Annotated in this window: 13 protein-coding genes; 12 read left to right on the top strand and 1 reads right to left on the bottom strand. The window is 54.9% G+C overall.

The genetic code is table 11. The annotated features are described in order from the left end of the window. Positions 1 to 75: 75 nt before the first annotated feature. The 10 genes from mltG (at position 76) to nusB (ending at position 8,823) form a co-directional block, all read left to right on the top strand. A complete protein-coding gene (gene mltG, locus ACWORE_RS03155) occupies positions 76 to 1,242 on the top strand; it encodes an endolytic transglycosylase MltG (protein ID WP_455302512.1) in 1,167 nt (388 codons plus the stop codon). Continuing rightward, entirely contained in the window at positions 1,232 to 2,212 is a 981-nt protein-coding gene (locus ACWORE_RS03160) for a shikimate dehydrogenase (RefSeq protein ID WP_455302513.1), read from the top strand. Before mltG ends, ACWORE_RS03160 begins: the two co-directional genes overlap by 11 nt. Positions 2,213 to 2,331: 119 nt before the next feature. After that, positions 2,332 to 2,838: a prepilin peptidase gene (locus ACWORE_RS03165; RefSeq protein WP_455302514.1), complete on the top strand. Its 507-nt coding sequence runs from the start codon at positions 2,332 to 2,334 to the stop codon at positions 2,836 to 2,838. Between the two features lie 138 nt (positions 2,839 to 2,976). Continuing rightward, the gene (aroC, locus tag ACWORE_RS03170; protein ID WP_455302515.1) at positions 2,977 to 4,197 is read left to right on the top strand and encodes a chorismate synthase; all 1,221 of its coding nucleotides are present in this window, start codon (positions 2,977 to 2,979) and stop codon (positions 4,195 to 4,197) included. Beyond that, positions 4,198 to 4,773 carry a shikimate kinase gene (locus ACWORE_RS03175; RefSeq protein ID WP_406604588.1) on the top strand — a complete coding sequence of 192 codons (576 nt, stop codon included), beginning with the start codon at positions 4,198 to 4,200 and terminating at the stop codon, positions 4,771 to 4,773. Continuing rightward, positions 4,770 to 5,960 (top strand): 3-dehydroquinate synthase, encoded by a 1,191-nt coding sequence (aroB, locus tag ACWORE_RS03180; protein WP_455302516.1) that lies wholly within the window; start codon positions 4,770 to 4,772, stop codon positions 5,958 to 5,960. The genes ACWORE_RS03175 and aroB overlap by 4 nt, the downstream gene beginning before the upstream one ends. A gap of 23 nt (positions 5,961 to 5,983) precedes the next feature. Then, positions 5,984 to 6,421 (top strand): type II 3-dehydroquinate dehydratase, encoded by a 438-nt coding sequence (gene aroQ / locus ACWORE_RS03185; RefSeq protein WP_406606067.1) that lies wholly within the window; start codon positions 5,984 to 5,986, stop codon positions 6,419 to 6,421. A 39-nt stretch (positions 6,422 to 6,460) separates the two neighbouring features. After that, entirely contained in the window at positions 6,461 to 7,522 is a 1,062-nt protein-coding gene (locus ACWORE_RS03190) for a M24 family metallopeptidase (protein WP_455302517.1), read from the top strand. Between the two features lie 147 nt (positions 7,523 to 7,669). Further along, positions 7,670 to 8,233, top strand: a complete 564-nt coding sequence (gene efp / locus ACWORE_RS03195; RefSeq protein WP_012731637.1) for an elongation factor P — start codon at positions 7,670 to 7,672, stop codon at positions 8,231 to 8,233. A gap of 11 nt (positions 8,234 to 8,244) precedes the next feature. After that, positions 8,245 to 8,823, top strand: a complete 579-nt coding sequence (nusB, locus tag ACWORE_RS03200) for a transcription antitermination factor NusB (RefSeq protein WP_455302518.1) — start codon at positions 8,245 to 8,247, stop codon at positions 8,821 to 8,823. 754 nt (positions 8,824 to 9,577) lie between these two features. On the opposite strand, the gene ACWORE_RS03205 is transcribed toward nusB, so the two are convergent. Continuing rightward, positions 9,578 to 10,759 (bottom strand): phosphatase PAP2 family protein, encoded by a 1,182-nt coding sequence (locus tag ACWORE_RS03205; protein WP_455302519.1) that lies wholly within the window; start codon positions 10,757 to 10,759, stop codon positions 9,578 to 9,580. A 417-nt stretch (positions 10,760 to 11,176) separates the two neighbouring features. On the opposite strand from ACWORE_RS03205, the gene pyrR reads away from it, so the two are divergent. Together pyrR and ACWORE_RS03215 are read left to right on the top strand one after the other, a co-directional pair. Next, positions 11,177 to 11,830, top strand: a complete 654-nt coding sequence (gene pyrR, locus ACWORE_RS03210; protein WP_455302521.1) for a bifunctional pyr operon transcriptional regulator/uracil phosphoribosyltransferase PyrR — start codon at positions 11,177 to 11,179, stop codon at positions 11,828 to 11,830. Next, on the top strand, positions 11,827 to 12,783 hold the full coding sequence (locus ACWORE_RS03215; protein ID WP_406604585.1) for an aspartate carbamoyltransferase catalytic subunit: 957 nt from the start codon (positions 11,827 to 11,829) through the stop codon (positions 12,781 to 12,783). The genes pyrR and ACWORE_RS03215 overlap by 4 nt, the downstream gene beginning before the upstream one ends. Position 12,784 lies beyond the last annotated feature (1 nt).

Consider the following 12,784-nt stretch of genomic DNA (forward strand, 5'->3'; position numbering starts at 1 on the left):
CTGATTTAGTGGAATGGCTACAGTTATCTATTTGTCCTGTATCTATTTTCCCTGTCCCCGGAGCTAGGAGAATTTGTGCCATCGAGCCGAACACGTCGTCGCCGTCATCTTACTGGGCATAAACAAAACGCCATAGCCGTGACGGTGGCATTAGCTGTGTTGTTGGCCGGCGTGATTACTTACGTCGTGTACCACAACGTAGCGGGGGACAAGGACGATTTTTCGGGGAACGGAAACTCAGCGTCGGCCCTGGTCAGAGTGGATGAAGGTGACACGATTTCCTCGCTGTCCTCGACGTTGGTGGACAAGAAGATCGTGTCGTCGCGTCGTTCTTTGATGAATGCGGCAAAGAGCAAGGGCAATGCTGTTAACTTGCAGCAAGGTTATTATGTCCTACACCAAAAAATGTCGTCTCAAGCTGCTATCGACGCGCTGATGTCTGACGAAGCTCGACGAGGGGTCGTCGACATTCCGAGCGGGGCTACTTTGCACGATGTCCATGTTGTCGGTGGACAGACACGGGCAGGCATTTTTTCTTTAGTTGCTAAACAAGCGTGCGTTTCTAAAGATAGTGACTGTGTTTCTACTAGTGATCTTGAAAAAGCGGCGGCGAATAGCAGTTTAGAGGAATTGGGCGTTCCATCATGGGCATCCAAAGCAGTGTCTGCGCGTGGAAACGATTCCAAACGGTTGGAGGGGCTTATCAACCCCGGCGTCCACATTTTTGACCCCACAGCATCGCCCACAGATATTCTCAAAACACTGGTCACCGAAGGTGCTAAGGCATACGAAGGCACGGGATTATCGTCAGCAGCGCAAACCGTGGGGCTATCCGAATATCAACTACTGACAGCTGCGTCACTCGTCGAGCGTGAAGCGCCCCAGCAGGATTTTGCGAAGGTCGCGCGAGTTATTAAGAACCGCCTTGATAAACCGATGAAACTCGAGTTCGATTCGACGGTTAACTACGGGTTGGACGAGCAAGAGGTCGCGACGATTAACGAGGACCGTGAGAAAAAGACTCCGTGGAACACGTACGCAATGGAAGGATTGCCTGCGACACCCATCGCATCGCCATCGCTATCTGCGGTGCACGCGATGGAAAAGCCTGCTGACGGCGATTGGCTGTACTTCGTGACGATCAACAAGAATGGGACAACCGTGTTTAGCCACGATTTCTCCGATCACGAGGCCGCGATTAAAAAAGCCCAAGAAAGTGGAGTGCTTGACAGTGCCCGTTAGTTCCGAAGAGTGTCGAGGTAGCGACAGACGAAAGGACCTCAATCGGCATTATGCCGCAGTGCTGGGAGATCCTATCCAGCATTCTCTTTCGCCCGTGCTCCACGACAACGGCTTTCGGGCGGCTGGACTCGAGAATTGGTCGTACGAACGTATCCGTTGCCCCAAAGGCGAACTCAAAAACACGATTAATTCCTTGGGCCCTGAGTATGAGGGCTTCTCAGTCACCATGCCGGGCAAATTCGAAGCCCTGGATTTTGCGGACGAAGTCACTGAACGCGCGAAGCTCATCGGATCTGCCAATACGCTGGTGAAAAAGCCCTTAGCAGGCGCTGACGGGCCGTCAAGAGGTAGCATTTCTGGATCAACTCAGTGGCGTGCAGATAACACCGATGGTGAGGGCGTAGTAGGAGCCGTTCGGGAGCTTCTCACAGCCAAGACCTCATCTTCCTCCGGGAACGACTCCCATTCAGCGATGGTCACGAATGCTGTCATCGTGGGTAACGGTGGTACCGCACGTCCTGCTTTATGGGCTCTTGCTCAGTTGGGGTGCCGCAACGTCACTGTGGTAGCTCGATCATCGCGCGCGGAACAACTCCGTCCGCTAGCGGAAGAACTGAGTATCGACTTTTCATGGACACTGTTCGAGCACTCAGAGAAGGCGTGTGCGAATGCCGACGTCCTGGTGTCAACAGTCCCATCGATGGCAGCAGAACCCTACGCAGAGCCATTAGCGAAGGCTTCGGCGGTATGCGACGTGATCTACAGTCCATGGCCGACGCCACTGATATCGCACTGCCTCGCGGTAGGAACGCCGTGCGTCGGCGGAACGACGATGCTTTTTTACCAATCGCTCAGCCAATTTGAGCAGTTCACCGGGCATCAAGCTCCTCAAGCGGCGATGCGACAGGCCTTGGAAAAAGCTTCCGGGGTCCCCGTCGGGGTGCTCGATACTCCAGAAAGTACGACCTAAAGCTATTCCGGTGAGATAGTGCCGGAAGTTATCCACAGGTTTGTTTTATCCACAGCTTCGGTGTTCGTGAGCGCGAATAGGATCACTCTGCCCTTTCTGATCGTGATGAAATCGCTACCATGCAACAGAGTGAGCATCCGCTCTTACTAGGCCCGGCCCTCTCGCCCCATGACACTTGTGTGGCCGCTTTCGTTGTGGTGAGCGTCCTCTGGGCGCTGGGGGTAGTGTGGTTCGATTGTCGATATCGCCTCATCCCATGGCGTCTAACCTTGATCGGTTCTGCGATGGTCGTTGCCGGAGAATCGTGGCTTTTTCACGAGTGGAAGGACGTGCTGTGCTGTTCCGCCATCTGGTCAGGTCTCTACGCCTCTGTTGGCTTAGTGGGGGCATTCCTTGGTTCCCGACGGCCGGGAATTGGTGGCGCAGATATGTTAGTTGGTGCGGCATGCGGAGCATGGCTCACACATGGGGGAGTGTTGCTGGTCATTGTGGCTATAGGCTGCGTCAACATCATTTCGATAGTATGCAGCCTGTACACCGTGTACCGCCATGGACCACCAGAAATAGCCTACATTCCAGCGATGATGGGTGGGGTAGTCGTCGCCACTATGACGGGGATGATGTAAAACGGTCACATTCAATACAGGCAGACCGGGTCAGTCCCGCGAGGAACGATGCACCCGTTATCGTCCCTCTGACAACCCAAGCTTGTAGATTTAGAATTCTGATAGCTTTACATGGCTACTACGTGGAAGAATGACTGTATGTTGCGTTGGAGCACCGCCGGAGAATCGCATGGTGAAGCGATTGTCTCCACAATGGAAAACATGGTTGCTGGCGTCCCACTCTCAACACAGGACGTGGCTTATCATCTAGCACGACGTCGTCTGGGGTACGGCCGTGGTGCACGGATGAAATTTGAACAAGATGAAGTCACACTTCTCACTGGTGTACGGTACGGCCGCACGTTGGGTAGCCCTATCACCATCGTGATTGGCAATACGGAATGGCCCAAGTGGACCACCGTCATGGCGCAAGATCCAATTGACCGTGACGATCCAGATGTCCAGGCAGCTCTGGACTCCGGCCGGGGAGCGCAACTCACTCGGCCACGTCCTGGTCACGCGGACTTCGCTGGCATGGTGAAGTACGGGGCCCATGACGCGAGAAATATTTTGGAGCGGGCTTCTGCGCGGGAAACTGCTGCCAGGGTAGCTATCGCCACCGTTGCTCGCTCTTTCCTCCGTGAAGTATTCGGCGTTGAAGTCTTTAGCCACGTCGTCAGTATTGGCGCGTCGGAGGTCGACGACACAGCCCAGCCGCACTTTAGTGATCTCACGCGCATCGACGAATCCCCTGTACGCGCTTTTAGCCCGCGGGCCGAAGAATCCATGATTAACGAAATCAAGGCGGCCAAAAAAGCCGGGGATACTTTGGGCGGCGTCGTTGAGGTTATTGTCGACGGCCTTCCTATCGGATTGGGATCGCATGTGTCGGCAGAGACTCGTTTGGATGCCCGTTTAGCTGGCGCATTGATGAGCATTCAGGCCATTAAGGGGGTCGAGATAGGCGATGGATTCGCCGAAGCTCGTCGGCGTGGATCGGAAGCTCACGATGAAATGGTTCGCGACGACGGGCACGTCACAAGGCTGACGAACCGTGCCGGTGGCCTCGAGGGCGGAATGACCAATGGCGAAACGCTCCGAGTGCGGGCCGCGATGAAACCAATATCTACAGTCCCGCGAGCATTATCCACCATTGATATGGAAACTGGTGACGTGGCATCTGCCATCCACCAGCGTTCCGACGTGTGTGCTGTTCCCGCCGCTGGCGTCGTCGCGGAAGCGATGGCAGCCCTTGTGTTGGCACAGGCCGCTTTGGATAAATTCGGTGGTGACAGCCTTGCGGAAACTAAGCACAATGTTCAAAGCTATCTTCATCAGGTGAGTCAACGCTTGAGATTTGACTCAGGGGTAGGAGAGTGAATGAAACCACGGGTTGTATTGATTGGTCTGCCTGGTGCCGGGAAGTCCACTATCGGACGTCGGCTTAGCCGTGCTCTCGGCCTCGACCTCGTTGACTCTGATGAACTCATTGAACAACGATGGGGCGGAATGACGTGTGGCCGAATTTATGACCATCTGGGTGAAGAGCAATTCAGGTTAGTGGAAGAGGACGTCATTGCCGATGCCTTGACTACCGGAGGCATTGTTGCGCTCGGTGGGGGGGCAATTGTTTCGCCGGTGACTCGTCGACGCCTCGTCGGCCATGAAGTCGTGTTCCTGGAAGTGTCCGCAGAAGAAGGTTATCGACGCACCCGCGGCTCCCTCACCCGGCCTGTGCTGCAGTCAGAGGATCCAGAGCAACGCTATCGCGATTTGGATGAGCAACGTCGCCCCCTTTACGAGGAGGTCGCGACTCTTCGCATTCGGAGTGACCGCCGTGGCCCCCAGAAAGTCGTCGCCAGCATTCTGAATTATCTTGAAACCAGCGAGTCCCGGGGGTCGATGATCCCCGACACCGCTGACGAATCCGCTGTTGCAGTAGAGGAATTTCTATGAGTACACCCAGTCGTGAGTCGATCCACACGGCAAGCGGTACAGGACCGTGGACAATCCCGGTGAACGGCAATAAACCGTATGACGTCGTGATAGGCCACGACCTCGTAGGCTCAATCGGAGCTGCAGCCGATTCCTACTCAAAAGTCGGAATTATCCATCAACCTACAGTTGCCGTCGCAGCCCATCGCATAGGCGATACGTTGGCGGCGCGCGATATATCCTCCTTCCTCGTAGAAATTGACGACGCTGAACAAGGGAAAACCTTCGACGTCGTCACTCGGTGCTGGGACGAGTGCGCCAAACATGGCGTGGGCCGACGGGATGCGATTATCAGCGTTGGCGGCGGCGCGGCAACTGATGTCGGTGGATTTGTGGCAGCGACATGGATGCGCGGTATCGATGTCATTCAAGTGCCGACCACGGTATTGGGAATGGTCGATGCGGCCGTCGGCGGAAAAGCCGGCATTAATACACCGGCCGGGAAAAACTTGGTTGGTGCTTTCCACGAGCCATCGGCTGTATTCGTTGATCTCGACTTCATTAACGATCTTCCTTCTGAGGCGATCGTCGCGGGTAGCGCAGAAATCGTGAAAACCGGGTTTATTGCGGATCCGGAGATCACCAAACTCTATGAGCGTGATCCCGATCAGTGTCTCGATGTAGCCGGAGACCTACCCGAGTTAATTCGCAGAAGCATCGCTGTTAAGGCTTCGGTGGTCTCGCAAGATCTTAAAGAATCAAGCTTGCGTGAAATTCTCAATTACGGTCACACTTTTGGCCACGCCATTGAGAAGGTCGAGCACTACACATGGCCTCATGGTCATGCGGTCGCTGTGGGAATGTGTTTTGAGGCAGAACTTGCCTGCGTGACGGGGCATCTCAGTGACGCGGTCGTGCAACAGCATCGAACGATTCTTCAATCATTGGGTCTGCCTACACACTATGATGCTGCCTCGCTCGATGATCTCATCGATGCCATGAAGATGGATAAGAAGAACAGGGACGGCAAGATCCGATTCGTGATCCTTTCTTCCCATGATTCGGATTCCCACGATGGTGACACGGGTAGTGGGTTGTCGGCCGCGGATAAATCCAGCCAGCTCCCACGTCCTATTCGGCTAGCAGGGCCTAGTTATGAGGACCTTCAGACTGCCTTTATGCGCATGAATAACAGAGGGGAGTCGTAGTGACTACTGATAAGAAGCCAGCCTTGCGAGTATTAGTTGCCAACGGCCCCAACCTGGATCGGCTGGGCAAACGGGAACCAGGAATTTACGGATCCACGACGCTCGAGGACGTCCAAAATATGCTCCGCGAACGCGCTGAATCCCTCGGTATTAGCGTGAGCTTTTATCAGTCGAACCACGAGGGCGACATGATCGATCGTATTCATCGTGCCGCCGATGAGGGCGAAGCCGTCGTTATTAATCCGGGGGGATGGACGCACACATCGGTGGCCCTCCGCGATGCGTTGGCTGAGATCGCTGACGGTGCGGGCTTTATAGAAGTCCACATTTCAAATGTGCATTCTCGTGAGGATTTCCGACGGCATTCCTATCTGAGCCCGATTGCCCGCGGGGTTATTGTGGGTTTGGGAGTTAAGGGCTACGCCTACGCCCTGGATTTCCTTGCGCGCGGTGACAAGTAAAACTTTGCTAATACTTCACTATTCAGGAGGTATTGATTGATGGATCGTGAAAAACTTTATGCTCAACGCCGAGATACGGCGCGAGAGTTGCTTAACAAGGCCGATGTACCTGCTCTTTTAGTTACTAATTTAAAAAATGTTCGTTATCTCACGGGGTTTAGTGGATCAAACGCAGCACTCCTGCTGACCACTGATGGCAAGGAACTCCTCGGTACCGATGGTCGATACACCACCCAGGTCGCCGACGAAGCCCCCGGCATTGAAGTTCTTATCGAACGCGACACAGTTCCTGCTGTTCGGAAAGCATTCGATGGGAAAATAGGCGTTGAAACCAGTCTCAGCCTTGGTGAAGCACAGCGTTTAGACGAGTACACGGTCACTCAAGATCTCATTGAGGATTTGAGAATGACCAAAGATGAATCCGAAATTGCCGCTCTTGACGCTGCAGCTGCCGTGGCCGATAAGTCATGGTTGTCACTTCTTGAGGATGAAGTCATCCGCGAAGGCGTTCCCGAAAACATCGTGGCTGCCGAACTCGAGTACCGCATGAGGAAATTCGGCGCAGACGGAATCTCCTTCGAGACGATCGTGGCGTCGGGAGTTAATGGTGCAAAACCGCACCACAGCGCAAGTACTGACCCGATCCCGAAGGGCCTCATCACCATTGACTTTGGTGTGTACCTCAACGGGTACGCTTCTGATCAGACTCGATTGGTATCGGTCGGGGAGCCCCCGGAGAAGCAGCGCGAGATTGCGGACACTGTCTATCGTGCTTTCCTTGCCGGTTGTGAGGCGCTACGGCCCGGAGCAGGTCTGTTCGCTATCGATAAGGTGTGCCGCGACATTATCGACGACGCAGGCTATGGCGAGTATTTCGTCCACTCGACCGGTCATGGAGTGGGACTCGACGTCCATGAGAGGCCATACTCTGCCTCACGTACCGACAAATCAAAGACCATTGACGCCGGCCAAACCCTGACCATCGAACCCGGAATTTACGTACCCGGTCTGTCAGGGGCACGAATTGAAAACACGTTGGTGGTCACCGAGGACGGTTCGCGGCCACTCAATACCAGCAGTCCGGCGCTGACCGTCGTCTAGTAGAGTAGATCGTGTACGAGGTCTTCGTCACGGTAGTGGAATGGGCTGAGCCAACCCGGATTGTCGATATCCACTCACGAAGTGCCAAGGTTATGTGACATCGATATCTCAGGATCATGGTGTGTCCTGAAGGATGAGGAGTTTTCAGTGGCAACTACTGCCGATTTCAAAAATGGGCTAGTTCTGAAACTTGACAACAAACTTCAGCAGATTGTGGAGTTTCAGCACGTCAAGCCGGGTAAAGGGCCAGCGTTCGTCCGTACCAAGCTCAAGGACGTTGTATCCGGGAAAGTCGTTGACAAGACTTTCAATGCTGGTGTCAAAGTTGAGACCGCGACGGTAGACCGCCGTGATATGACGTACCTCTACAACGATGGCACAGATTACGTGGTCATGGACGATAAGAACTACGAGCAGATTCCTCTTTCGCCGGAGCTGATGGGTGACGGTGCTCGGTTCTTGTTGGAAAACATGCCTGTCCAGGTCTCTTTCTATGAGGATCAGCCCCTGTTCGTCGAGCTGCCTGTCTCCGTGGAACTGAAGGTCAAGCACACCGATCCCGGTTTGCAGGGTGACCGTTCGACGGGTGGCACGAAGCCAGCGACCCTCGAGACCGGAGCAGAGGTGCAGGTTCCTCTCTTCATTGAGACCGGCAATGTCCTGAAAATCGATACGCGTGATGGCTCCTACCTTTCACGCGTGAATAACTAAGGAACGTGGACGTGGCAGACGACAACGTTGGAGCACCCTCATCTGCGGACACGCCCATAGAGAATGAGACGGGCGACCATACCCGGCAGGGTGATCAGTCTTCCGCCGAGAAGCGGCCAAAGTCCACTCGTAGTGGATTCAAGCGGCATGGGTCGAGGTATAAAGCCCGCCGCCGTGCCGTCGACATTTTGTTCGAGGCGGAATTTAGAGATCAAGATCCTGTGTATGTCGTCGAGCAGCGACGAGAACTGTCTCAGGATCCGGAATCCGGCGTCTTACCCGTGTCCGATTACACGGCGACGATCGTGTCGGGCGTTGCAGAGAACCTGGATGGCATAGATTCCGCGATTGCCTCTCACTTGTCCTCGACGTGGCGTTTGGACCGTATCCCTGCTGTTGACCGAGCTGTCATGAGGGTGTCGACGTGGGAGTTGCTTCACAATGAGGAAGTGCCTCCGAAGGTCGCAGTTTCTGAGGGAATCGAGTTGGCTTCGGAGTATTCAACGGATGTTGCCCCGGCGTATGTCAACGCGGTTTTGGATGATATCGCTGGAGAAGTGCAGCGTTCGCAGTCGAATGACGAATCATGACATTCGGTGCGCGGTAGGGAAGTCTCTGCGCCTGGAATAGTCATAGTCGAATAGCTCCGTCGGTACTCACCGGCGGAGTTTTTCTATGCCTTTTTCTTATGGTGGGGTGGCCTTTTTCTTATGGTGGGGTGCTCTGCTACCACGATGCGTCGGGCGTAATTGAGTCACAACGACAAGTGAGCGGCATGGTCTATCCCGGTCCTCCTGCCACCTCAATCAACCCCGAAATAGGGTAATTTTCGCACCATAATTCAGTTAAGGGACCTGAGGGTCGTTTCTACGATTAGCAATGTAACAAACGAGTTACGGATGGATAACAGCTAAGAGCTGGACTTTTAGTATGGCTGGAATAGAAATAACTTATCGTTGTGTAACCGGTGCCAGATTAATCTGATAATAGACAGAAAGGTCTATTGAAAGGCATTGTAAAACTGGATGTAGAAAACGACTGCCGGTCGTATAACCTAGCCATGCCGACGGAGCCACAGCCAGTCAGCGTTTACCCACTATTCCGGGCCATGCTCATCAAGGGGGCCAAAGGAGCGGTAGACGTGGTGTCACCATTGTGGATCCCGGCCCCACAGCGCGTCGCGCCGCAGGAGGGGCTCTATCTGGGTCGATAGAGAAATGCGGATCGTGACAGACGCTTCGGGTCGGAGGGGGGCGGATGACACCCCGGTTGTGGCTCCGTTTGCACTCACACGAGGCCAAACTAAAAAAGCCCCCTAAGGGGGCTTAGATAGAGCTTTGATCACTAGCTCAGCGATTTGGCTAGTTCGCGGTTCGGATTCGATGCGCGACGTTCCCACGGGAGCCGGCTACTCAGATTATTCCGAATCCACCACTTTTCGAGGGTGACGCCGACGGACGGAACAACGATCGCGATGCCCCAACCCAGCAAAATGTCAAACACGTAGTGCTCAGCAAAAAAGACCAGAGTAAAGCCCATTGCGAAGGCGTAGATAAGGCACACAACACCGAGTTTTTTACGTCGTCGCGCAAACATGTACGTCGCTAAGTACATAGTGAGCGCAGCATGGAGGGATGGGATAGCCGCCACAAGGTTCGATTCCTTTTGACCGCGTTCTATCAGCGCACCAATCCCTGAAGATTCGTCTGAGGTCGAGGTCGACGACTGTGAGTCACCCTCCGACGTATCGGCCGCGATCGTCTTGGTCTCATCATCGCTCGGGGTTTCCTCAGCATGGGCCACGGCCGCCGAGAAACTGAGGTGATTAAGCTTCTCCCACCCGCGAGCACTCAGGCGCTCAACCCACGGGTGAGTGTCGTCGTGCTTTGCGTGAACAGGGCCCAGGATGGATCCCTCACCAGCGTGATCGTCGACGAACATGCATCGGACACTGCGCGGCCCGTCGGCAACATCCGCAGGTGCGCATCGACCAGCAGCCCAGGGGGGCGCGGCAGGAACGAATACATAGCCGATAAGACCAATGAACGACACCGTCAACATGCCGGCAGCGAAGCGCGCGAAATCGGCGCGCGACCGGAGCCATTCGCCGAAGGCCATAATATATGGCGTCACAAAGTAAGAGATGTAGACAATGGCCAAGATAAGTTCCCACCACGGCGGGTTCTCGAAGCGAATCTGCTCCTGCAACCAGACCGTGGGGACGGCGCCGAACATCGCCTTATCGATATCCGGAGCTAAGTGCCAATGAACGGGCAGTCCAAGCTGCAAAGACCATGTTCTCGTGTTGTCATACGCGACGAGAAACAGGAAGAACGGGCTCCAATCAACGATCAATTGATAGAGGTGGCGGCGTCCGATCGACAGTGCAGCAAGCCCGCTAGTCAACACGATAAAGAGCGTTGATCGGCCAAAAGGCCATCCTCGAAATGTGATCCACGCTATGAGTCCAAGTACCCACACAGAGACAGCAAGCCGACGGGTAAACGTGAGCTGTTTCGTCGACATGTACCTGAACGGTGGGAGGATGGGGCGATACTCTTTCGGACTCTGTTTCGCTGGCCGAGAAGATTGAGATCGCTCAGCTTCGTGTGTGGGCTCCACAGATGGAACGCTGGTGGGACGTTCTCCTTCTGTCATAGTCCTGACATCCTTACTCTTCAAAAGGTGACAATGCTGAGCAGAGTCGACCGACAAAAGATAACGTGTTGAGGGTACTCGGCTTCACTCGACGTAATCCAGAAACACTGTTCATATGCGTCAAAGCACGTGAACCGATACACAAAGGTACACACAAATGAGGGCTGAGAAAGCCTGCAATCATCTCATGGCCGTGGTAAAGTCCTGAGCGATATCAACAATTTCACATCATTAGGAGTGACATCCTTTAACGGACTGCACCGAGAGGCAGGGAAGGAGGTCACGATGAATACAGCACGTACGTCTACGCCGCCTGCCGACGCGATGGAGACAGAAATTCTCTCATCCGACGACGTCGGCCGTACTGTTGCACGCATCGCGCACCAGATAATCGAAAAAACAGCACTGGATGCCGACGACGCCAAGCGCGTCGTCCTCTTGGGAATTCCCAGTGGGGGCGTTCCCTTAGCCGAGCGATTAGCTCACCTCATTCACGAATTCGCGGGAGTTACAGTAGCCACGGGGGCGTTGGACATCACCCTCTACCGCGATGATCTTCGTCATAAACCACACCGCGCTCTCCAACGCACATCAATTCCCGACGACGGAATCGACGGAAAAACCGTCATCCTTGTCGACGATGTCCTGTACTCCGGTCGAAGCGTGCGATCAGCGCTAGATGCGCTGCGTGATATCGGTCGCGCCAGCATCGTCCAGCTTGCCGTCGTGGTGGACCGAGGCCATCGCGAACTGCCCATCCGCGCGGACTACGTCGGGAAAAATATTCCGACATCCCGCTCAGAAGACGTTATCGTCTCCCTCGAAGAACTCGACGGCCATGACGGTGTTGTGCTGCGCCGACCAACTACCAGCGGTTCATCGTCATCGGCGGACGAAACAGCGGGAAAGAACTCCACTCATGAGGGGAGCAACTCATGAAGCACCTTCTCTCGATGGCGGATCTCTCTGCCGATGAAATCACTGGCCTCTTAGACGAAGCCCAGAACTTCAAAGAAGCTCTCGAAGGACGCGAACTCAAGAAACTGCCCACTCTCCGAGGCCGCACAATCTTCACCGTGTTCTACGAAAACTCCACCCGCACACGATCCAGCTTTGAGACAGCAGGAAAGTGGATGAGCGCCGACGTCATCAACATCAGCGCATCATCCTCAAGCGTGAAAAAGGGGGAGTCCCTCCAGGACACCGGGTTAACTCTCACGGCGATTGGGGCCGACGCCCTCATCATCCGCCATCCCAGCTCCGGAGCGGCGCAACAATTGGCCCACTGGGTGGCTCCCAACGGGGACGGACCCAGCGTCATCAACGCTGGTGATGGTGCCCATCAACACCCGACGCAGGCACTGTTGGACGCGCTCACTCTTCGTCAACGCCTCGGTGGAATCAACGGGCGGAAAATCGTGATCGTGGGGGATATCCTCCACTCGCGAGTCGCGCGCTCTAATGCCGAACTATTGACGAAACTGGGGGCCGAAGTCGTTTATGTCGCCCCACCGACGCTCCTCCCATACGGGGTAGAGACGTGGCCGGTCCGAATTTCCTATGACATGGATTCCGAGCTTGCCGACGCCGATGCTGTCATGATGTTGCGCGTTCAAGCCGAACGCATGGCCGGAGGGTTCTTCCCCAGCCACCGCGAATACGCCACGTTATACGGAATGAGCACCGCGCGTGAGGCCAAGATGAAAGATAAGGCCATCATCATGCACCCGGGGCCCATGCTTCGTGGCATGGAGATTAATTACTCCGTGGCAGACGCCCCCCGAACTGCGGTTTTGCAACAGGTCAACAATGGTGTCCACGTCCGCATGGCGGTCTTGTTCTCGCTGATCATCGGTACCCACGGACAATCTCACACAACGAAGGAGTCATAAA

The sequence above is a fragment of the Corynebacterium sp. c7Ub_26 genome (genome assembly GCF_053760365.1).